Origin of the sequence: Halobacillus sp. Cin3 (genome assembly GCF_947311855.1) — a bacterium.
GTDB lineage: Bacteria > Bacillota > Bacilli > Bacillales > Halobacillaceae > Halobacillus > Halobacillus kuroshimensis.
The window spans coordinates 496,775-518,466 of record NZ_CAMZMV010000002.1 but is presented as its reverse complement, the minus strand read 5'-3'; the positions used below and the strand labels follow the sequence as shown (position 1 = coordinate 518,466).

Annotated in this window: 18 protein-coding genes; 14 read left to right on the top strand and 4 right to left on the bottom strand. The window is 48.4% G+C overall.

The genetic code is table 11. The annotated features are described in order from the left end of the window. Positions 1-30: 30 nt before the first annotated feature. The 3 genes from thrB to QMA39_RS10605 are packed head-to-tail and all read right to left on the bottom strand — an operon-like array spanning position 31 to position 3,301. Positions 31-954, bottom strand: a complete 924-nt coding sequence (thrB, locus tag QMA39_RS10615; RefSeq protein ID WP_281658695.1) for a homoserine kinase — start codon at positions 952-954, stop codon at positions 31-33. Further along, entirely contained in the window at positions 951-2,012 is a 1,062-nt protein-coding gene (gene thrC, locus QMA39_RS10610) for a threonine synthase (protein WP_281658694.1), read from the bottom strand. The genes thrB and thrC overlap by 4 nt, the downstream gene beginning before the upstream one ends. Beyond that, a complete protein-coding gene (locus QMA39_RS10605) occupies positions 2,009-3,301 on the bottom strand; it encodes a homoserine dehydrogenase (protein ID WP_281658693.1) in 1,293 nt (430 codons plus the stop codon). The genes thrC and QMA39_RS10605 overlap by 4 nt, the downstream gene beginning before the upstream one ends. A gap of 337 nt (positions 3,302-3,638) precedes the next feature. Here QMA39_RS10605 and QMA39_RS10600 point away from each other — a divergent pair, with 337 nt between their 5' ends. The 9 genes from QMA39_RS10600 (at position 3,639) to QMA39_RS10560 (ending at position 11,617) form a co-directional block, all read left to right on the top strand. Continuing rightward, positions 3,639-3,890: a hypothetical protein gene (locus tag QMA39_RS10600; protein ID WP_027954832.1), complete on the top strand. Its 252-nt coding sequence runs from the start codon at positions 3,639-3,641 to the stop codon at positions 3,888-3,890. Between the two features lie 385 nt (positions 3,891-4,275). Beyond that, positions 4,276-5,982 (top strand): phospho-sugar mutase, encoded by a 1,707-nt coding sequence (locus tag QMA39_RS10595; protein WP_281658692.1) that lies wholly within the window; start codon positions 4,276-4,278, stop codon positions 5,980-5,982. Between the two features lie 709 nt (positions 5,983-6,691). After that, positions 6,692-7,147 (top strand): IDEAL domain-containing protein, encoded by a 456-nt coding sequence (locus QMA39_RS10590; protein ID WP_027954834.1) that lies wholly within the window; start codon positions 6,692-6,694, stop codon positions 7,145-7,147. A 212-nt stretch (positions 7,148-7,359) separates the two neighbouring features. Then, entirely contained in the window at positions 7,360-7,497 is a 138-nt protein-coding gene (locus QMA39_RS10585) for an anti-repressor SinI family protein (RefSeq protein WP_206933216.1), read from the top strand. 80 nt (positions 7,498-7,577) lie between these two features. Further along, a complete protein-coding gene (locus QMA39_RS10580; protein ID WP_281658691.1) occupies positions 7,578-8,771 on the top strand; it encodes an AraC family transcriptional regulator in 1,194 nt (397 codons plus the stop codon). A gap of 224 nt (positions 8,772-8,995) precedes the next feature. After that, complete coding sequence (locus QMA39_RS10575; RefSeq protein WP_281658690.1) at positions 8,996-9,238, top strand: helix-turn-helix transcriptional regulator; 243 nt, start codon at positions 8,996-8,998, stop codon at positions 9,236-9,238. A 21-nt stretch (positions 9,239-9,259) separates the two neighbouring features. Continuing rightward, positions 9,260-9,409 (top strand): anti-repressor SinI family protein, encoded by a 150-nt coding sequence (locus QMA39_RS10570; protein ID WP_206933218.1) that lies wholly within the window; start codon positions 9,260-9,262, stop codon positions 9,407-9,409. Beyond that, the gene (locus QMA39_RS10565; protein WP_206933219.1) at positions 9,399-9,959 is read left to right on the top strand and encodes a hypothetical protein; all 561 of its coding nucleotides are present in this window, start codon (positions 9,399-9,401) and stop codon (positions 9,957-9,959) included. The genes QMA39_RS10570 and QMA39_RS10565 overlap by 11 nt, the downstream gene beginning before the upstream one ends. 566 nt (positions 9,960-10,525) lie before the next feature. Next, positions 10,526-11,617 carry an MraY family glycosyltransferase gene (locus QMA39_RS10560; protein ID WP_027954838.1) on the top strand — a complete coding sequence of 364 codons (1,092 nt, stop codon included), beginning with the start codon at positions 10,526-10,528 and terminating at the stop codon, positions 11,615-11,617. Positions 11,618-11,654: 37 nt separating this feature from the next. On the opposite strand, the gene QMA39_RS10555 is transcribed toward QMA39_RS10560, so the two are convergent. Further along, entirely contained in the window at positions 11,655-12,671 is a 1,017-nt protein-coding gene (locus QMA39_RS10555) for a GNAT family N-acetyltransferase (RefSeq protein ID WP_281658689.1), read from the bottom strand. A 412-nt stretch (positions 12,672-13,083) separates the two neighbouring features. On the opposite strand from QMA39_RS10555, the gene QMA39_RS10550 reads away from it, so the two are divergent. From QMA39_RS10550 to QMA39_RS10530, 5 genes are all read left to right on the top strand, one after another. Continuing rightward, positions 13,084-14,361, top strand: coding sequence for a nucleotide sugar dehydrogenase (locus QMA39_RS10550; protein ID WP_281658688.1), 1,278 nt, complete (start codon positions 13,084-13,086; stop codon positions 14,359-14,361). Between the two features lie 15 nt (positions 14,362-14,376). Beyond that, positions 14,377-15,087 (top strand): WecB/TagA/CpsF family glycosyltransferase, encoded by a 711-nt coding sequence (locus QMA39_RS10545; protein ID WP_281658687.1) that lies wholly within the window; start codon positions 14,377-14,379, stop codon positions 15,085-15,087. 639 nt (positions 15,088-15,726) lie between these two features. Beyond that, positions 15,727-17,940 carry a cell wall-binding repeat-containing protein gene (locus tag QMA39_RS10540; protein ID WP_281658686.1) on the top strand — a complete coding sequence of 738 codons (2,214 nt, stop codon included), beginning with the start codon at positions 15,727-15,729 and terminating at the stop codon, positions 17,938-17,940. Between the two features lie 38 nt (positions 17,941-17,978). Further along, the gene (locus tag QMA39_RS10535) at positions 17,979-18,869 is read left to right on the top strand and encodes a hypothetical protein (protein WP_281658685.1); all 891 of its coding nucleotides are present in this window, start codon (positions 17,979-17,981) and stop codon (positions 18,867-18,869) included. A 23-nt stretch (positions 18,870-18,892) separates the two neighbouring features. Beyond that, positions 18,893-21,259 (top strand): cell wall-binding repeat-containing protein, encoded by a 2,367-nt coding sequence (locus QMA39_RS10530; RefSeq protein WP_281658684.1) that lies wholly within the window; start codon positions 18,893-18,895, stop codon positions 21,257-21,259. Positions 21,260-21,692: the final 433 nt, after the last annotated feature.

The following is a 21,692-nucleotide window of genomic DNA, read 5'->3' as shown; positions in this document are numbered from 1 at the left end:
GCGGGAATGGGCCCGCTGGTTCTTCGTTATTCAGGATTCGGCAGCTGGAACTTCGTTTTTCTGAATCGTTGTGACTCCACCCAGTTCGACAGCAAGCGCTTCGACCGTGTAGGAGGAAAGCTTATTTTGAAGCCGGCGTTCCTTCTCCTTCGTCCATTTGTCAAAAACAGCCACCATCGTCGGTCCGGCACCGCTGATGTAATAGCCGAGCGACTGCTCACCTTCAAGGACCTCCGTGACAGCATCGAACTCTGGGATCAGCATTTTCCGGTACGGCTGATGCCACTGGTCGTTCTTCATCATTTTTCCGGCGAGCGCCCAGTCTTTAGATGCAAGAGCAGCCACAAGGACATTGGCTCTCGAACTGCTGCGGACACCCTCCTTATAATCGATCTCCAATGGAAGAATGCTCCGGGCCTTTTCGGTTTCCAAATGATAATCAGGAACGACCGAAAGCCACGTCAATGTATCCAGATCCTCTGTGAAATGGACATAGTCAAGGTGCTCGCCGTCATAGTTGGAGACCATGATTCCTCCATAGACGGCAGGTCCGACATTGTCGGGGTGTCCTTCGATATCACAGGCGATCTTGAACTTCTCGTAGCGTGTCAGCTCTAGATCCAGCAGCTGATCGGCAAGTTCAATGCCACCGACGACCGCCGTTGAGGAGCTCCCCAGCCCGCGGGCGACCGGAACATCATTCGTCAACGTCACATGGGTGGGAGGCAGCGAATCAAAGCCGCGCGTTTGAGCGGCGGCGAGCGCTGTTTTATAAATCAAGTTGCGCTTATCTGAAGGAATATGCTCACGATCTTCTACCGGAACAGAAAAATGCCACTCCTCTGCCGGTTCACAATCCAGCGTCACGTATTTAGAAAGCGCAATGCCCACTGAATCAAAACCCGGTCCTAAATTGGCGGATGTTGCAGGCACCCGGATTTGGAACCGGCTCATGATTGTACTCCGGTGACGGCGGAAGCGAACATTTCATAGTCGTTTTCAATCCGTGCCGGTTTGACAGGGCTCGTTTCAATTGCTGTCGTCGGATCTTTCAAGCCGTTACCAGTCAGAACGTGGACGACTTTGGAGCCTTGAGGAATCGTTCCTTCCTTCACTTTTTTAATCATGCCGGCAAGCGATGCGCAGGAAGCAGGCTCGGCGAAGATGCCTTCCTTTTGAGCCAGCAGCTGATAAGCTTCGACGATTTCTTCATCGGTCACTTCATCAATCAACCCTTTGGACTCGTCGCGGGCTTGGATGGCTTTATCCCAACTCGCGGGGTTTCCAATCCGTATCGCTGTCGCCAGTGTTTCCGGATCCTCGATAACTTGATTGCGAACTATCGCCGCAGAACCGCTGGCTTCAAAGCCCATCATTTTTGGAAGGCCGGACTGGAAACGGTCATGGTATTCGTTGAATCCTTTCCAGTAGGCGGTGATGTTCCCGGCATTTCCAACAGGGATGCTGAGGATGTCCGGGGCGGAACCGAGCGCGTCCACTACTTCAAAAGCGGCCGTTTTCTGGCCTTCAATCCGGTAAGGGTTTACTGAGTTCACCAAGGTTACCGGTTCGGTTTCTGCCATTTTACGGACCATCTTCAAGGCATCATCGAAGTTCCCTTTGATGGCAAAAATTTCAGCGCCGTACATGACGGCCTGAGCAAGCTTGCCTTCTGCGATTTTTCCGTCCGGGATGACAACGATACAGCGGATGCCTGCGCGTGCAGCAAAGGCGGCAGCTGCGGCGGATGTATTCCCTGTGGAAGCACAGATGACCGCTTCGGAACCTTCTTCAATCGCTTTGGCCATAGCCATCACCATGCCGCGGTCCTTAAAGGAACCGGTCGGATTGGCCCCTTCGAATTTTACATAGCCTTCGATTCCTAGGTCCTGGGAAATCGCCGGAATCGGAAGCAGCGGGGTGTTTCCTTCATGAAGCGTCAGCTTTGGTGTGCGTTCATTGATGGGAAGAAACTCCGCATATTCTTGGATTAATCCTCTCCACATGATCATTCTCCTCCTTCGACACGGAAGACACTGTCGATTTTTCTAACGGAATCCAAGGTTTTCAGCTCTTGGACCGCTTTTTCGAAGTCTTCTTCACTGACTTTATGCGTCACCATCATCAATTCACGCTCGCCTTCCTGATCGGTCGCTTTCTGGGTGAATTGATCGAAGGAAATCGAATAATCAGCAAAAATATTCGTCAATTCCTTCAGCATGCCGGATTTATCATCCACATGAAGACGGATGTACTTTTTCGTCAGTTTTTCGCTCTGTGCGCGTACCTGTTTCGGAAACTGTGGTTGGACGTAAGCGGTTCCCGTCGTGCCGAGACGTATATTCTTCAAGACGGCAATCAAATCAGAAACAACGGCTGTGGCTGTTGGAAGTTTTCCTGCCCCCGGGCCATAGAACATCGTTTCACCGACTGCATCGCCGTACACATACACCGCATTGAATTCATCATTGACGGAAGACAGCGGATGCTCAACCGGCAGCAGCGTCGGTTCGACACTGACGGATACCCCATTAGAATCGTTCTCTGCAATCCCGATCAGTTTGATGCGGTACCCGAGTTCTTCCGCATACGTAATGTCATCAGAGGAAATGCCGCGGATGCCTTTTACATCGACATCCTCCAGACTGTACGGCATGGAGAAGCCGAGAATGGATAAAATCGTCATTTTACGAGCCGCATCAAGGCCATCCACGTCAGCAGTCGGATCGGCTTCCGCAAAACCGAGGTCCTGGGCCTCCTTTAAGACGCTGTCAAAATCGACGCCGTCCTGAGCCATCTTCGTCATGATGTAGTTGGTCGTTCCGTTGACAATCCCCATCATTTTCGTGATGCGGTCGGAAGAAAGGCCGTCCATGATCGAGCGGATGATCGGGATACCGCCGGCCACACTGGCTTCATAATATAGATCGCAGTTGTGCTTCTGGCAGGCTTCGAATAGCTGCTCGCCGTGCTGGGCGACAAGGTCCTTGTTCGCCGTTACGATATGTTTGCCGTGCTCAATGGCTTCCAGCATGATCGTCAAGGTGTGATCGATCCCACCCATCACTTCCACGATGACATCAATGTCCGGATCTCTCGTAATGTCCTCGTAGCGGTCCGTCAGTTCCGTTTCAGCCGGAAGCTCACGTTCTTTCGCCATGTCACTGACAAGCACCGATTTAATCGTGACATCGCACCCCGTTTTATGTTCAATGCGTTCTTTATGATCGCGCAGAATTTCAATGACACCTGATCCGACTGTTCCCAGACCGAGCAGTCCTACCGTAATGGATTTGTTCATTCTTCACACTCCTTCTCTCTGTCTCCTATATATACACAGAATTCTTTGTATAAAGGACATTGTAACGGAAAGGAAATTGAAGTACAAGAGTGAATTATCCGACGATTACAGAGGGCGGGCTGCAGGATTTACAGGAAATTAACAATAGAGCGAAAAAGCCCTTTTGACCGCCTTGGAAACCCGCTTTTTTCAAAAGGCTTATTAATATAGTAGAAAAGCAGGTTTTTCAGAAAGAAAAGAGAAAAAACACAAACCTGGAATGGATAATGGATGAGTTGACGTTTTCCAGAAGGTGGATTATAACTAAGTATGAAAAAAGAACCAGGAGGTGAGAACTATGTATCGCGGAGGTCTGTTTTTCTCTGGACTTATGATTAAGTATGAAAAGTACTACAAAATTCTGCTGCTCGATCTTGGGTTAAGCGGCAAGGAACATGAATTCGTTCAAGATGCTCAGGAAGTGGTTCAGGATATTCAGAGGAAACTTGAGACGGCAGCGAGCGATCAGGAGAAGTGCGCGCTGTTTTACTCGGCGCTGAGGAAACGGCTGGTCGACATCTATGGCGGAAATGGAAGCACCCCCGTTTAACAACGCATCCATTGAAAGGAATGCCCCCTCATTTTAAAGGCCTCACGCATACAATCACCTCAACAATAGAAGGATCAGGCAGGGAAAATGGGAAAGTCACATAGAAAAAAGGCAGGGATTGGAAGCGGATAATTTCCATTAAAAACCTTGTCCGCTTCCCGTTCTGTCTGCAGGACTTATGATACAATACAGATAGAATCACTGGGAAATCAAGGAACTGGTTTATTTCTTTATCCGGATACATACACAATTTTTTGTCGTCTTGACAGGAACTTTTCCCGTTCATGACGAATGAAACGTTTAAGGCTTGACCAGTGAGCCGGAACTCTACATAACAGCGCGGAGCGGCCCAGCCGATCTGCTAAAAGACAAAGGAGTGTTGGACATGTGGAAAGACGAATACAAACGCTGGAAAGACTTTTCTGATCTTGATGAGAATCTGTCCGTCGAATTGGAAAAGATCGTAGAAGACGAGGCATCTTTAGAGGATGCTTTCTACAAGAACCTTGAATTCGGTACAGGCGGTATGCGCGGGAAAATCGGTCCCGGTACGAACCGGATGAATATCTATACCGTTCGTAAAGCTGCTGAAGGTCTGGCTTCCTATGTCAATGACCAGGGGATGTCCAAGCGCGGCGTTGCCATTGCATACGATTCTCGATATATGTCGAAGGAATTCGCTGTTGAAACAGCGAAGGTCCTTGGACGCCACGGCATTCCTTCCTATGTATTTACATCCTTGCGACCGACACCGGAGCTGTCTTTCGCCGTCCGTCATTTGAAGGCGGCGGCAGGCGTTGTCGTCACCGCCAGTCACAATCCTCCGGAATACAATGGCTTCAAAGCTTACAATGAAGACGGCGGGCAGCTGCCGCCGGCTCAGGCGGAAGTGATGATCGACTTCGTGAACAAGGTCGAAAATGAGCTGAACGTAGAAGCGGCGGACCAAAAGCAGCTGGAACAGGACGGTCTGCTCCGCTGGGTGGACGAGGACGTCGATACTGCTTATATGGAAGCTTTAAAAACCGTAAGTGTCCGCGACGACCTGCCGAAAGATCTTTCGGTCGTGTTCACACCGCTGCACGGAACAGCACGCCACCTTGTGGAGCAGGGCTTGAAGCAGAACGGCTTCAATTCCGTGCACATCGTAGAAGAGCAGGCCACGCCGGATCCGGAATTTTCAACGGTGGCTTCACCGAACCCGGAAGAACACCAGGCCTTTGAAATGGCGATCGATCAAGGGAAAGCAGTGGGAGCGGACATCCTGATGGCTACAGATCCGGATGCAGACCGTCTCGGCGTTGCCGTGCCGGATGAGAACGGGGAGTACAAAGTGCTGACTGGAAACCAGACAGGTGCCCTGCTTCTGGATTACATTCTCGGACAGAGCGCTTCCATTCCGGAAAACGGCCTGCTTGTAAAAACGATCGTAACGTCTGAATTCGGCCGGGTAATCGCCGATTCCTACGGGATTTCCTCTCTGGATACATTGACAGGCTTCAAATTTATCGGAGAGAAGATTCGCGAGTACGAACAGTCCGGCGAGTACAAGTTCCTCTTCGGCTACGAGGAAAGCTACGGCTATTTAGTGAAGGATTTCGCCCGTGATAAAGACGCCGTCCAGGCAGCTGTGCTTGCTGTAGAGGCAGCGGCTTACTGGAAGAGTCAGGGAAAAACACTGGTGGAAGCGCTGGATACGCTGTATCAGAAGCACGGCTATTTCCTTGAAGACTTGAAGTCAGTCACATTGGAAGGGAAATCCGGAGCGGATACGATCGAAAAAATCATGAACGATTTCCGTGAGGCGGACATTCAGGAAGCCGGCGGAAAGAAAGTCATGGCGGTGGAGGATTACTCCACAACGGTCCGCCAGCTGGTACAGGAAGGAACCACAGAGGAAATCGATCTTCCGACGTCCAATGTCGTGAAGTTCATTCTTGAGGATGACTGCTGGTTCTGCCTGCGTCCATCCGGAACAGAGCCTAAAATCAAATTCTATTACGGAGTGAAGTCCACTACACGCCGTGAAAGTGAAGAACTGCTTGCAGCCGTGAAAGCCACGGTGGACGAGCGTCTGCACGCGATCATCTAATCGAAAAAATCCGCCCCTAATTCCGGGGCGGATTTTTTTCTTTGCCCTCTCGTAGAGCTCCCCATGTTGTATGCGCATGGTCACGTTCCGCTTATCGGTGGATGCTTGCCGCGGGCACGGCCTCAGCTAACTTGGACAGGAAGACCACCTGTCCAAGTGGATCTTCGGCTCGTGCTGTTCCCGCAGGCGTCACCACCGAACGCTCTACGAGACCTTACTCAGTAATGATCGGAAAATCGTTCCCTTTATACTGCAAAATCATTTGGGGAAGAATTTTATCTTCATCATATCTCTTGGTTCATAGGATACTTTCCGAAATGGTTCCATCATTGTTCGTGCAAATCCAGACCTCCTTGCCGGGAGCCACCCATGAAGGTGGATGAGTGAAGGAGAGTCCTTTTCAATTCCGAAAGGAGCGCAGACCATTCAACTCCTGCGGAAAAACGGACGGCCGAGGCCCCACAGGGCGGTCTCCCCGAGGAGACTTGGACGTTCGTCCGCGGAAAGGGAATGGTCGGAGCTCCTGGAGGCACTAGAGGATATCGGTTATGCCTGCATACTGAAAACTTGTTCTCCTTAATCAAGGGACCGGATTTGTTCCGCCTATCTTTGCTGATGCGTTTAGAAAAGGCTTTCAATTGATTGACAAATGAGCGATAATAGAATAAAATACTGAAAATTCAGATATAACATAAAAAGGGGTGGGCCCATGTTGAACATAAAGATGTTGAAGCCATATTATGTTAAAGAAGATAAACGTTTTATACGCATCGTCTTAGCCTACCAGTACTTTTCTTTGTTTATTGACGACGAACTTTATCAGTTTATTCCAATGGAAGCAAGAGAAATAATCATCGACCGCAATCGTCAGAAGGTGCACAATGTATTCGATATTTTCGTGTTTCAGCGCGGTAAAAATATGGTGTATGTATCGGTGGCGGATTTGCTGCAGCTGCCGGAATTTCTGACACACCTTCATTCGATTGTGTCGCCGTATTATGAAGAGGGGATTGACATCAGCCAGCAATCATCAAAAGAAGTGAGAGCCATTATCCGTGAATTGGAAAAAGAAAACCTCCGGCGCCTGATTGATAAGGCCATTGATGAGGACGATCAGGAAGCTTTCCAAGTACTGACCGAGAAATGGAAAGCGATGCATTCATAGGTGCCGGGCTGATTATTTTGGCCCGGTTCTTTTTATCTGGTATACTATTCTACATAAAACCACAACGAATTTCCTAAAAAAACTGGAATATAAGTGATAAATGTTAAAAATATATGAATTTTTTTCAAATGTGGTAGCGTATAATCCATTATAATAGGCTTATACTTACAGGATTAGGAAAAAAAGAACCGGGATACGGGGAGGTTAACAAGATGAGAGCGATGCCTAAAGACCGTCTGCTGGATGACGAGTGGATCGACTTGATACAGGAAGCGAAAGCTTTAGGCCTGAGTAAGGAAGAAGTAGAAAATTTCCTGCGCGGCGGAACGGAACTGTATAAACTAGTATAACACCCTTTATTTTTAAGGGTGTCTTTTTTTATGCCTCCCTTTATAATGAGTATATAGTAGTAGTTGGAAGGAGGGTCGGCATGAAAAACTTTGAAATGATCAATCTGCTCAAAGACTGTGCCATTGCATTCAATATACCAGTCCATTTAATCGACCGAAAGAATACAGCCATCTTTCAATATCCTGACACTTTTCTTAAACCACCGGAAGAAATTCTGGAAACCCGCCATCCTTATCTTCAGGAAGCAAGGAAAATGCTCGGAACCCTGCACCTGCTGAAGGATCCTTTTAACCAGTATGCTTTATTTTATGCGTATGAAAATCCACAGAAGGAAACCGTGGTCGCCCTGCTCGGCCCATTCCTGCATGAAATATCGGACTATAAAGAGGTCCAGCTGAGTTTAATTATGAATGATCTTTCCTCTTCTCTCGCAGAGGAGTTTGCCGGATACCTGGATCATCTGCCGGTAAGGACGCCGAAGGAGCTGGCATCCATCCAGCGTGTCTTGCAGCATGTGCTGCCAGGGAAAAAGGAAAAGGAGAAGAAAAACCCAACAGAGCCTGATCTCCTGCATCATTATGAAGAATATGCGGCATCACTTGAATCCTATCCGGATACGGTGGCATCGAAGCAGGAATTCATGGAACGTTTCAAACGTGGGGAAAAACAGGCGGTGGAAGCGTACTATTCACTGATGGACAATAACCTCCCGCATATAAAAAATCATGTGCGTTCTTTTAAAAACCATCTGATCCGTCTGGTTACGGAATTGAGCCTCCTTTGTATAGAAAAAGGGGCCCAGCCGGATGAAACGGGGTCATTAAGTGATTTCCATATCAGCTTCCTGGAGACGAAAGAGACCGTCGAAGAACTGGAAGGGCTGGAATCGATCATTCTTCGTTCGTTCCTGGAAAGAATCCAGGGGGTGGGCAGGCAGTCCTTTTCTCCGTTGGTGGAGCGCGCACAGAAATATATTTTCCAAAACCTGACGAAGGATTTAACGTTAAAGGAAATTGCGGAAACATTGAACGTCAATCCGAATTATTTATCCGGTGTGTTTACAAAAGAAACCGGCGTATCGATCACCCAGTTCATCAATCAGCAGCGGATTACCGAAGCGAAAGAGCTCTTATGCATCACAGAGCATTCGCTTATGGATATCAGCATGCTGCTCGGCTATAACAGCCAGAGCTATTTTACAAGGGTTTTCAAAAGTGTAGAGGGAATCGGCCCGAAGGAATTCAGGCAGAAATACCGAATAAAGGAAAAGTAATCAGCTGATAAAGGCTCAGCTGATTTTTTATGAGGGAATGTTCTCAAAAACGGACTATTTGTAAGTAAATAGAAGATATATGCAGGAATATATGGGATATGTGTTCTTTATAATGAAAAATGGTTGTTTATTTCCAATGGGTGAGCGTTTATAATATTCTTAATAACGAACAAAAAGATAGGTTAATTATGTCAGGAGTCATCTGACGATGGAAGGTGAGGTAGGTGGAAGTGACGCCGATTGGTGAAAAAATCCGTGTCCTGCGCACCGGCAGAGGATTATCTGTCAACGAGTTTGCCAAACGTTCTGGTGTATCCAAATCGTATATCAGCAACATTGAAAGAGGGGTACAGAAGAACCCTTCCTTAATCGTGATGGGAAAACTCGCCCGGACGCTGGAGGTACCGCTGGAAGAGCTATTAACACATAAGTATGCCGGAGAAACGGGGAATGGACAGAGCCGATAGCGGACGAAAGGGGACGATCATATGGTGAAACAGGAGGAATACAGAGAATGGATGGCTCTGATGAAAGAAGCCAGACAGCTCGGTCTGAGTCCGGAGGAGGTCAGGGATTTCCTGGACAACCCCCGGGTGCCGGAGCTTCTAAGCGAGGGGACGGGAGGATATGAAGGGTAAAACCGTCTTCACGAGAGAAGCAGGATGGCGCAATGTCACAGGGGTTTCCCCGCGGGTCATGGACAAACACAGGGCCTGCGCGCTCTCTTCTATAGTGGATCAGTATTCCCAGCTTCTTATCAAGCCGGGATGGGATATCCTCGTTGTCAACGACCGGGTATGGGGGAGGAAGCAGAAGGAAACCTCTGTGTGGGAAGAAGGGTTCATGAAGGCTGTGACCGGCGATGAGTCCCCGCTTTCCTACCTGCAGGCGTCGCTCTGTTATCATCATCTGCTGGAATATACGAACGAGGCATCCGGAGTCATTCCACAGGCCGTCCTCGACGATGGGTATGCCCGTACCCTCGACCTGTTCGGTGCTTGGCCGTTTGGAAAGCAGCTCCGCAGCTTTAATCCATTGTTCTTCTATGATTCTCTTTTTCATCCGGCTGTCGTTTTTTTTACGTACCATCGTGAAGGTGGTGCGGTCATACGAAAACATGTCCACCGTTTCGCTCATGGAAGCTATGAGCTGAAGACGCTGACGCGTAAGTGGGCAGCCATTTCTTAACCGGCCTATATAAAAGGGGCCGGTTTTTTTTTTGTGTGCTGTCGAAAGATCAACGGCCTTTTCTACCATTTTCTTCTTTTCATTCTGACAAAAATAGATTATGATGTAACAAAGTATTTTGAATTTTATTGACAGATCATTACGAGAAACGTAGAAAATGCGGGACTCTCTGTTTTCAGTCCTCATCCAACAGACTGGGCCCTTACATAATGACCGTCGGAAAAAGGCGTTTGATACCGAATCGTTAAGTAAATAGAAATATATAGGAACATCACGAATGAAAAGGTGGGTCGTATGGAGAATCTTAAAGAAGTGCTGGAAAATATCATCCAGCGCACGGAGAATTCAGAACTGTTGTCATCTCAGGAAGTTATCAATCAGCTGATTCAGCAGCTGCAGGAATAGATCGTGTGGAGCATCGCTGGGGACTATGGCGGTGTTTTTCCATGTTCCGGGTTCTACATAAGCTGAGAAAAAAGGCTCACGGGAAAGATAACGGAATCTTCGCGTGCCTGTGATATACTAATACCGACAAGAGTAAACTTACCAAGTAAGCGAGGATTTCTATGAACATTACTGTTGAAATTATCGTGGCGCTGCTGCTGTCGATGGCGGTCAGCTATGCGCTTGTATTCCCTGTTATGAAGTTAGCTGTTAAATGGAAAATGATGGATTATCCGGAATTACGGAAGATCCATAAAGAAATTACCCCGCGCATGGGCGGGCTGGCAATCTTTGGAGGAGCAGCCGCCGGAATGCTGTTTATCCGCCCGGATATGCCGTATATAGGACCGATCATTATCGGAGCGTTCATCATCGTCTTGACCGGATTATTGGACGACCGCTATCAGATCCGCCCGATCTTCAAGCTTGGCGGCCAGGTGGCTGCTGCGGCTGTTTTAATCTTTTCTGGTCTGAAGGTGGACGTGCTTAGTATTCCGTTCATCGGAATGGTCTCCCTGAGTGATCCGATCAGTATCATCTTTACGTTTCTATGGATCATCGGTATCACCAACGCCATCAACCTGATTGACGGTCTGGATGGGCTGGCGGCTGGTGTGTCGACTATATCCCTGATCAGCATTGCGGTGATGGCTCTTGCCATTGAACCGCAGATTTCGATTGTGTACTTATGTATTGTTCTGATCGGAAGCAACATCGGGTTTTTGTTCCACAACTTCAATCCTGCCTCGATCTACATGGGGGATACAGGATCCCTGTTTCTAGGTTACTCCATGGCCGTCATTTCCATGGTCGGCCTGTTCAAGAATGTGACGCTGTTCAGCTTTGTCATTCCGATTATCGTCCTTGCTGTGCCGGTGTTTGATACGTTGTTCTCGATTTTACGGAGAATGATCAATAAGCAGAAGATTATGATGCCGGATAACAAACACATCCATTATCAAATTCTTGCGGCCGGATTCAGCCACAGAGCAACGGTCCTGATCATTTATGCTTTCAGTGCCTTGTTCGGCCTGCTGGCGCTCTTATTTTCGCTGACATCCTTCGGGATATCCCTGATCATCACGTTCGTCCTGTTGTTCCTGCTTCATCTTTTTGCAGAAATGACAGGCGTCGTCTACCGCGGCAAGCGGCCGATCATCGGTTTGTTTTCAAAGACGGAACGCGAAAAAAACAAAGACAAAGAGAAAGCATAAGAAAAAGCAAGGGAAGCCGCGGCTTCCCTTGCTTTCTTTAATAGGAATCGACATCTCCGGGTGTGATGAACCATTTATCCGGGTCATTCATGTCGGTATTGTCCGATTCGATTTCTTTTCCGACGAGCGGCATCGGACTGTCTTTATGGACGAATCCATTCTTCTTCATCAAATGAGCCGGCATCATCGACGGCAGGGCCCATGACTGGATGACATCAGCTTCCCTCAAGACGCTGAGCGCTTCTTCAAGGAGAGCCCGCCAGGCGTCGTCATCGAAGGCCAGCCAGTCGACGATCATCCCGTTACGGAAGCGTCCTTCTTTTTCATGTGTGATGACATATCCTTGCAGCTGTCCCTGCTTATAGAGGGCAGTCATCTTATAATGGTGGACGGGATGGTCGAAAAAGCGCCAGTTCAAATACGCGGCATCACGGACGACGAGGCCGTCCGCTGTATGTTTCGTCTTTTCAGCCAGCTTATCGAACGCTTCATCACACCGGGTGATGCGTTTCACTTCATAGCCGTGCGGTGTTTTTTTCGACTGCCGGATCTTTCCGTACACACGATCCAGCGGCTTGAGGACTTTCAGTGGGGAAAGCTTGGAAGCGAGCAGGCTGACAGGCTTCTGCACATACATCCAGCGTGGCATATCCATCAGATGGCTCGCGCCGGTGTAGCGCAGGAATAATTCCTTCGCTTTCGGGGCAGGAAAACCATAAAGGTATGTGATGCCGGCTTTGCGCCCTTCTTCGATCAAGGCGTCATTCAAGTGCTTGTAGACCCCCTTGCCGCGGGCATCGGGATCCACCATCGTGTCGACACGGACACCGACCGTTTCGACGCATCCTTTGATATAGGCACTCATCATCCATAAGCTGATGTGGCCGAGAATCTTTCCGTTTTCCTCGAAAACGAGGATGAAGGGTTCTTTATGTTTAGGGTTCTGTTTGAATTTCCATTCCCAGGCGTCAAGAGGACGCTCCTGGTGGAAGGTCTTTTGGAAAAGGGTCTGAATTTGTGATTCATCGCCTGGTTGATAACGGCGGACTGCCATAATGCTTCTTTCCTTTCCGTATAAAAAAATACTTCCCAAAGTATAACAAAGAACGCAGACGGATGGCAGAAGGTCTCTGTTACAAGTTCGTGACGTTTCATTAAATCCCGATGGCATTCAAGCGACATTTTTATCTCAAGATAGAACTCTGTCAGAAAATCAGCTATAATGGAAGGTAATGTCATGGAACGTTTGACCGCGTACGGCTGACGGGTATTAGATGATGTCGAAAGCATTGCATAAGCAGGTTCTCACCCCTCCCCATCACCGGCAGACGTCATAAAGATAGGAAGTTGTCGAATGATATAAGGAGAAGGGCTGCTGAATCATTCAAAAAAATACATGATAAAACAATAGATCTAAGGAACCGCATCTAGATAATGGATGGGCCAGAGAAAGGGAGTATTGTTGTATGAAGAAGTCACTATGTGTAGTCGGATTAGGATATATTGGTCTTCCTACGTCCGTCATGTTCGCCATTCACGGGCACAAAGTGCATGGAGTTGATGTGAATCAAAAAGCTGTCGACATGATTAATGCCAAGCAGCTTCATATAGAAGAGAACGGTCTGCAGGAACGTCTGGAGGAAGCGGTAGATGCCGGTAACTTCAAAGCAGCGGTGGAGCCGGAAGAGGCCGATGTTTTCATCATCGCCGTCCCTTCCCCGATCCGCGAAGATAAAACCGCCAACCTCGACTATGTGCGTAAAGCGACAGAGGCGATTGTCCCTTACGTACGCGAAGGCAACCTTGTGATTTTGGAATCCACCGTTCCTCCTCGTACGGTGGAGGACGTCATGCTTCCGGTTCTTAAGGACACCGGTCTTGAAATTGGAACCGAATTGTTCGTTTCCCACTCTCCGGAGCGCGTCATTCCAGGGAAGGTCTTCCAGGAGCTGGTCGAGAACGACAGGATTGTCGGTGGAATCAATGAAAGATCCTCCGAAATGACGAAGGATCTTTACCGCTCTTTCGTTAAAGCGAATATCCATTTGACGGATGCTACAACAGCGGAAATGGCCAAGGTCATTGAAAATACGTACCGCGACGTGAACATTGCGTTCGCCAATGAGCTCGCCTTGATCAGCGACCAGATCGGTGTCAACGCATGGGAAGCGATCAAACTTGCCAACTATCACCCGCGTGTGAACATCCATACACCCGGCCCGGGTGTCGGCGGTCACTGTATAGCTGTGGATCCTTGGTTCCTTGCTGAAATCCAGCCGGATCTTTCCCAAATGATCCAGCTGTCCCGGAATACGAACGATAACATGCCGGTGTACACAGCCAACCAGATCGAGAAGCTGATGAAGGACCAGTTTATTCAGGATCCGAAAGTGGCCTTGTTCGGCTTGTCCTTTAAAGCGAACATCGATGACCAGCGTGAAAGTCCGTCCTTGAAAGTAATTCTTGAGCTCGTTGAAAAAGGAATCAGCTTCAAGACGTTCGATCCGCATATTAAAGAAAACGTCGCCTCCAACCAGACACAGGATATGGATGAAGCGCTTGATGGTGCCGATATCCTTGTGATTCTGACGGATCATGATGAGTTCAAGCAGCTCGATCCTGAATATATCAAGAGTAAGATGAACAACCGCGTCGTTTACGATACGAAGAACGCCCTGAACCTCGATAACTGGACAGAAGCCGGTTTTATCGCCAAGCGTCTGGGTGACTCCAAAAACGGATAAAGATCAGGTGAAATCATGAAGGAACAGTTTTTAGGTGTAGACGTGAGCAGCCACTCCTACGAGCGGCTGAAGCAGAATGTATTGAATGATATCAATGAAAAGCGTCAGTCTTTCATTGTGGCGATCAATCCCGAAAAGATATTGAAAGCCCAGGAAGATCAGGATTTAAAGGCACTTTTGAATAAAGCGACGTATCAGATTCCCGACGGTGTCGGCGTTCTTCTGGCTTCCAAGCTGAACAAAGGCGGCATCAAGGAACGTGTGACAGGAATTGATATGCTGCTCACCCTTTGCAAGCAGGCTGCAGACAACGGGAAGTCCGTCTTTCTTTACGGCGCAAAGCCCGGCGTTGCAGAAGAAGCGAAGGATAAGCTCATCGAGCAGTATCCGAATCTCCACGTCGCTGGTGTACTGGACGGCTATGAAAAAGATGAACAGAAGGTCATCCAGACGATCAATGAGTCCGGGGCGGATATTTTATTTGTAGCGCTCGGAAGTCCACGTCAGGAGTATTGGATCGTCGATCATATGAAAGAGCTCAATGTCAGCATCTTCCAAGGGGTCGGCGGCTCCTTCGATGTCATTTCCGGCCGCGTCAAGCGCGCCCCGGCGCTTTTCCAGCGTTTCGGTGTGGAATGGCTGTACCGGCTGATTTCTGAGCCGTGGCGGATTAAACGCCAGATCCGCCTTCCATTGTTTCTGCTGAAGGTATGGAGAGATAAGTAAGAGAAAAAGCAGCGGTGCTTGTGCACCGCTGCTTTTTTATGTGAACTGATTTTGTGCAGATGGAAGCAGGGGGACGTTTGTTCTTTCCCCCATCCAGCTCCGGCATCTTACAGAGGGGCTTTTGTCATCGTTGGAAAAAAAGCTGGAGGTTCAAGTAGTCCGATACTTCTATAAGGTTTCTGTTACTTTTGAACTTAAAAAGTTAAAATTGTGCAAAGATACGCTGAGGTATGTTGTTTGCCGTCGAATCCTCTTATATAATGAACATATTATCCTCATAGAGGCTTATTTTGGAAAAATATAAAGAAACATGTAGAAAATTTTCGGGATTTCTCCCCAAATATTCAACCCTTTCGACAAATAAGCCGATATACATACTACCGGCACGTATTCATCCATTGAATAGGATGACCATGAAAGTTTGCTCAATAAGATACACTACTGCCCTATTTACTATATACCCGACCAAACAAACCAACAAACATGCCATCGTATACGATTTAAACACACTTTCTATGGAATCAGAGCCAAATCAAAAGGAGGGGCTGCTCCGCCAATATCGCTGCATGGAACAACCTATTGCTGTCTGTCCGCTTTAGATTCTAGCTATCTATGATTTTTATTATGCAGGAGGTTCATATGAAAAAAATACATATCGGCGGCTTCTTTTTGCTGTTCGCACTTTTTGTCATTTTTCCGGCTCAGGCTCAGGCTGAAAAGACGGTTATTCTTGACCCGGGTCATGGAGGAAGATTCTCTGGAACGACTGGTTATTCCGGCGTATCCACCGGTTATTATGAGAAACATTTCAACTTGGAAATGTCCAACGAAATAAAGGAAGAGCTGGAGGCTGCAGGCTACGACGTACATATGACACGCACAAATGACAGCCACTTTGCCTGGAATCTCCACGACGATCTGCAGGCGCGTCTGGATATCGCCCACGATGCGGTGAGTGGCAACAATGATAACTCGATTTTCTTATCTGTTCACTCGAACGCGCTTCCTTCAAACCCTTATATGAGAGGGTATGAAACTTATTTCTTCGATATTGATGAAGGGATTAACAAGACTTACCCGCCATCCAAGGAGCAGATCGAATATTCGCCGGAAAGTAAGCGGCTGGCGTACACCGTCCATGAAAACATCCTTGATGGTGCCCCGTTGAAAGAAGGGCGAGGCCTTGTTCCATCCGACTTATATGTCACACGGAACGCCCACATGCCGGCAGCTCTTTTAGAGTTCGGTTACATGTCCAATCCGGATGAGGAAGCCCTGATTAAAACATCGTCCTTCCAGCAGAAAGCTGCGAATGCCGTCGTTGACGGGGTGAACGCCTATTTCCAGGTCTTTGAAGTGTACGACATGGAAGGTGAGCGCTTGAAGGTGTTTGATGATCAGCAGGACGCCATTGATTATGCCAAAGACGAAGCCAATGTCTATGTTTTTGATAAGTATACACAGGAGAAAATCTACGACAATACGAAAAAACGGTATGGCGCATATCACTCCAACCAGTCTTCTGTAACGAAGCTGTTCGTGAAAAAAGAAGACGCCATCGATTATGCGGGTGACTGGAAGAATATGCGCGTTGTTGATAACGAAGAAGGCGAAGTCGTCTGGAGCAACTACTTAGACAAAAACTATGTCGTCGAGCATTCCAACAAAGGGGCCTTGTACGAATCCTACAACCTCGACGATGCTGTCGCCTATGCAGTGAAGTGGAAAAACACATCTGTGGTGGATCAAGCGCAAGAAGAGGTTGTCTGGAGCAATTATCTGGATAAAGACTTCATTGTTACCCACTCCGACAAAGGTGAACTGAAATCCTTCTACCGCGAACAGGAAGCGGTCGCCTATGCGGAGCAGTGGAAAAACACGAAGGTGATGAACGACGGGGATGTGGTCTGGTCCAATATGGATGACAGTCACAACTATTCATTTGAAACGAACGTCCTTGCCGGTAAAGACCGGATGAAGACAGCGATTGAAGTGTCCAAGCAGCTGTATCCGAATGGACTGGACGGAGAAAAAACGGTTGTCCTTGCGACAGCGTTTGAGTTCGCCGATGCCCTGTCTGCCGGCCCACTTGCTGCACAGTATGACAACGCTCCGATTCTGTTGAACCGTGACGATGAACTCAGTGGCGATGTGAAACAGGAACTGCAGCGACTGAATACGAAAAACGTCGTTATTCTGGGCGGGACGAATGCTATCTCTGAAGGCATCGAAAAAGAGCTGAAGCAGAGTTATAACGTCGACCGCATCTCAGGATCCACGCGTATCGAAACGAATCTTGAAATCAATGAAAATCTGAAAGGTGCAGAAGGAGTGTTTGTTGCATCAAGCACAAGCTTCCCCGATGCACTGGAAGCCTCCTCTGTCGCAGCAGCCAACGGCTGGTCCATCGTTTTGACAGGAGAAGATGAAATCAGTAGCGACAGCTTGAATTACTTGACCGGGAAAGAGGTCGTGATTCTCGGAGGAACCGCTGTAGTTTCTGAAGATGTTGAAAAACAGCTTGTTGAGGCGAACGGAGCGGATCGGGTGGAGCGTCTGTCCGGTGCGACCCGTTATGAAACCGTTGCGGCTACACTCAAGTACTTCCAGGATGACATGAATTCCGATACCGTCCTTGCGGCGACAGGGAAGAACTACCCGGATGCGTTAACAGCTTCGGCACTGTCCGCAAGAACGTCCGCCCCTCTTGTGCTCGTTGGGGACAAGCTGAATCCTGAGCTTGAAAAACAACTCGATCTATACGGCGGGGAAAACGTCGTCGAACAGCTTCAAGTGATCGGAGCTGTCGTGGATGAGGACAGCCAGAAACAAATCGCTGACCACTTAAACTAAATCAATCAGTACTTTTTTGAACAAAGGAGAGGGATTGGATGAAGAAACTCAGCTTTATCGCCCTGTTCTTTGTTCTTCTGCTTTCAGCCTGCTCCGGCACCGATGTTGACCAGGCTGATCAGCTGGAAGAACCAGAGAGCAGTGAAACAGAAACAACGGAAGAAGAGACTCCTTCAGAAGAAACTCCTTCAGAAGATACGGAGGAAGAAGCAGAACCTTCCGAAGAGGAACAGACGGAAGAAGCTCCTGTAGAAGAAGAGCCTTCAAAGGAAGAAGCGCCAACTGAAGAGGAACCTGAAGTTGAAGAAGAGGATCAATCAGAAGAAGCGGCTGCAGAGGAACCAACAGAAGAAGAACAGCCGGAAGAAACGAAGGATGAAGAAGATAAGGTCTCTTCCGCATCCGATGACTCTGAAGAGACCGAGGAAGCAGGCTCATCCGCTGGTTTGAAGGCGTATATGCCGAAAGGACCGATGACGAAGACGTTCACGCAGAACGAAGATTACAAAGTGAAACATGAAGTAGTGGATGTGAACGACCGCTTCGTCCAGCAGATTGTGACGTTCGGAGACATGGTGACCCTGCAGATTCTTGAATTCACAGAAGGCAGAATCGCTGTTGTCTACCAGGAGTCCAACCCGGAAGATACGTCCAGTCAGCTTGAATCATTTGAAGCGCATGAAACGATTGATGTCCTTGTTGATGCCACCGGTGGCTCCGCGAACTTCCAGATTCTTGATGAAGCTCAGACGACCGCTACGCCTTATGGAGAATTTGACAATGTGTTCGTTGTTCAACGAACGTCCGATTCCAAGGTGACATCGATGTACCACTATGCCCCTGATTACGGCCTGATCCGTGAAAAGGTCGAGGACAAAGGGGACAACGGCTATACGATGACATCAGAACTGACTGAGATTCAGGAATAAAAAACATAAAAGGACGGATGAGTGTGAAAAGACTATTAACTTGCATTTCTGCTTTTCTATTGGCCTGCCTGACCGCCCCAGCCTTTGTTAGTGCAGAAGATTCCAACACATGGGTCGTCGAGGAAAGTAAAGCTTCCTATGAAATCAATGACTCTATTACCGCTGAAGTTGAAAACAAAGAACTTGAAACGAGTCTTTCTGTAACAAAAGAGGGAAAAGAACTGCTTGAAGAAACGACACAGCTCAGCACAATCACGGATCTTATCCTTGTTGAAGAAACGCTCGTTGTCGTTTATCGTGCTGACGGGTCAGCTCAAAGTTTGTACTTTGATGCGTACGACTTGTCTAATGGAAAGAAAGTGTTCGAATCCGAAGCCTATGACCGTTCGACATTCGAACTGTCCGGCGAAGAACTTATTATACAATATCCAATCCTTGATGAAGACAGCATCGATACAGAGCCGGAAGCCCTGGCGGAAGATGCGTTCACGATTGCCGGCGGTGACGTGACGAAAGGGAAAACAGAGGAAAAAATGTCTCTGCAGAACACGGTCACATCTCAAGCCGCGGTCAATGAGAAATATAAGAACCCGAGCTATGCCGAAATCAACCGAATCTTGACCGAAGAAGCCGAGAATTTCGATATTCCCCCGGAAATAGTCAAAGCGATTGCCTATCAGGAAAGTGGCTGGCAGCAGTACTGGGATCCAGGCCGCACGCCTGTCACCCATTATCAAAATTCCTGTACGCCTTCAAAAACACGAGGAATCGCCTGGGACGGAACGAACCTGAAGCTTGGTTATGACTGTATCGGAATCGGCATCATGCAGGTGTCCGACTACCGATTCATTGAGAACGAACAGGAAAGAAAAGAAGAAGTGTACAGGCTTTCCACTGATATCCGCTACAACATTCGTGAAGGTTTGAAGATTCTTGAGTCCAAGTGGAACTATGCCAACTACGATCTTATTCCTACGGTCAATGACGGCGACCGTGATGTGATTGAAAACTGGTATTTCGCTATTTTAGCTTATAACGGAATTTCCGAGCGAAACAACCCGATCACGAACGGGTATATTGCTTACCAGGAAAAGATTTATGACCGCATGCGTAATTATGGATTATTTAACGTAACCCCATTCCCGACGCACAAGCTGAACCCTTATCAAGACGGCATCATGCGTTTTAAAGAAAGCAACGTAGAAACGACCGGACCTCTTCATACGACAAAGCATGATTTTGGTACGGGTGAAAAAGTATACGTAACCGCAGGAAGTCTGAATGTGCGCAAAGCACCAAACAGTACAGTTGTCACAAGCCTGAAACGCGGCGAGCAGGTCACAGTGACCGGCGCCCCGATCGGCTATAACAGCAACACCCAGCACTGGGCATGGTATCCAGTGAAAACGACAAGTGGGAAAACCGGCTATGTCGCCTCCAGCTACCTGTCTGCCACACAGGAGCCGGACAGCTACCGTCTTTCCGGAATCAACCGTTATGAAACAAGTACGGCCCTGTCCAACTACGGCTGGCACTGGAATGAACCGAATGTCGCTGTCATCGGACGCGGGGATCTGCCGATCGACTCCCTGACTGGAAGTGTACTGGCCGCTTATCACAACTCTCCGCTTCTTTTGACACAGACGGACCAGCTTCCTGCAACCGTGGAAAAAGAATTGGAGCGTATGGACCCGGCGAAGATTTATCTGCTTGGCAGTGAAGGAGCGGTATCCGCTTCTGTCGAAAGCCAGCTGAAGCAGGAATACGGCTCTTCGAATGTCGAGCGCTTGTCCGGAGCCAACCGCTTCGAAACCGCTTATGAAGTGGCCGACGAAGTCGCCGATAAAGTGAACGTCGATGAAATCTTCATCACAACCTCTGATGAAACATCAACGGACGCCCTTTCCATCGCCCCTTATGCCGGCGATGAGAATACACCGATCCTTTTGACACTGCCGTACAAGCTTGAAGACAACGTCATCAACTTCATCCGTGAAAACGGCGTGGAAAAAGCGACGATTGTAGGCGGAACAGGGGCTGTCCACCAGACCGTTGAGAACCAGCTGAAAGGTATCGTCGACACGGTCGAGCGTGTCAGCGGACCCGACCGCTACAGCACAAGCGTGCAGATTGCCGAGAAGTACTTCAACGACCACCGCCTGGAAGAGGTGTTCTTCGCCCAAGGTGAGGAAGTCGTCGATGCTCTTGCCGGCTCACCGCTGGCCGCTTCCTACGAAGCACCGATTCTTTTGACGAGAAAAGACAACGTACCATCAACAGTGAAAAACTACTTGAACCATCTGCCGATCAGCCCGGAGAACTACTACCTGGGCGGGAATGCTGCCATTTCCGAAGAGGCCGAGGTGGAGCTGGAAAGTATCCGCCGCTAATATAATAGAAGAAAACCGGCTGTTCCCTATGAGGAGCAGCCGGTTTTTTGCGTTGACGGTCAGGTCTGCGGCCGGATATCGGTCGGAGCGGTGGGTTTATCAGTCTTTCTGCGCGGGTATCAGTCGGAACGCGGATATATCAGTCAAACCCACATTATATCGGTCGAAACGGAAATATATCGGTCAACCGCTCCCCCTCCCAGAGTACATATCAACGAAAATCCGCCGATATCAATTATTCTGCGCATATATCAATGATTCTCTGCATATATCAATGATTCTCCGCGTATATCAATGATTCCGCTCATATATCAACGAATTCCACGATAGATCAACAAACCCTCATCCCGGCCGACCCACCTCAATCCCACCACCCCCTCAGGTCGCATGAGCTTCTGCCCATATATGGAAAAGATATGACTAGACGATTACG

Coding starts and splice junctions, on each gene's coding strand:
- QMA39_RS10550 (WP_281658688.1), top strand. CDS start 13,084: ATGAAGAAGTCACTATGTGTAGTCGGATTAGGATATATTGGTCTTCCT.
- QMA39_RS10555 (WP_281658689.1), bottom strand. CDS start 12,671: ATGGCAGTCCGCCGTTATCAACCAGGCGATGAATCACAAATTCAGACC.
- QMA39_RS10585 (WP_206933216.1), top strand. CDS start 7,360: ATGAGAGCGATGCCTAAAGACCGTCTGCTGGATGACGAGTGGATCGAC.
- QMA39_RS10605 (WP_281658693.1), bottom strand. CDS start 3,301: ATGAACAAATCCATTACGGTAGGACTGCTCGGTCTGGGAACAGTCGGA.
- thrC (WP_281658694.1), bottom strand. CDS start 2,012: ATGATCATGTGGAGAGGATTAATCCAAGAATATGCGGAGTTTCTTCCC.
- QMA39_RS10545 (WP_281658687.1), top strand. CDS start 14,377: ATGAAGGAACAGTTTTTAGGTGTAGACGTGAGCAGCCACTCCTACGAG.
- QMA39_RS10565 (WP_206933219.1), top strand. CDS start 9,399: ATGAAGGGTAAAACCGTCTTCACGAGAGAAGCAGGATGGCGCAATGTC.
- QMA39_RS10590 (WP_027954834.1), top strand. CDS start 6,692: ATGTTGAACATAAAGATGTTGAAGCCATATTATGTTAAAGAAGATAAA.
- QMA39_RS10595 (WP_281658692.1), top strand. CDS start 4,276: ATGTGGAAAGACGAATACAAACGCTGGAAAGACTTTTCTGATCTTGAT.
- QMA39_RS10580 (WP_281658691.1), top strand. CDS start 7,578: ATGAAAAACTTTGAAATGATCAATCTGCTCAAAGACTGTGCCATTGCA.
- thrB (WP_281658695.1), bottom strand. CDS start 954: ATGAGCCGGTTCCAAATCCGGGTGCCTGCAACATCCGCCAATTTAGGA.
- QMA39_RS10535 (WP_281658685.1), top strand. CDS start 17,979: ATGAAGAAACTCAGCTTTATCGCCCTGTTCTTTGTTCTTCTGCTTTCA.
- QMA39_RS10570 (WP_206933218.1), top strand. CDS start 9,260: ATGGTGAAACAGGAGGAATACAGAGAATGGATGGCTCTGATGAAAGAA.
- QMA39_RS10560 (WP_027954838.1), top strand. CDS start 10,526: ATGAACATTACTGTTGAAATTATCGTGGCGCTGCTGCTGTCGATGGCG.
- QMA39_RS10540 (WP_281658686.1), top strand. CDS start 15,727: ATGAAAAAAATACATATCGGCGGCTTCTTTTTGCTGTTCGCACTTTTT.
- QMA39_RS10600 (WP_027954832.1), top strand. CDS start 3,639: ATGTATCGCGGAGGTCTGTTTTTCTCTGGACTTATGATTAAGTATGAA.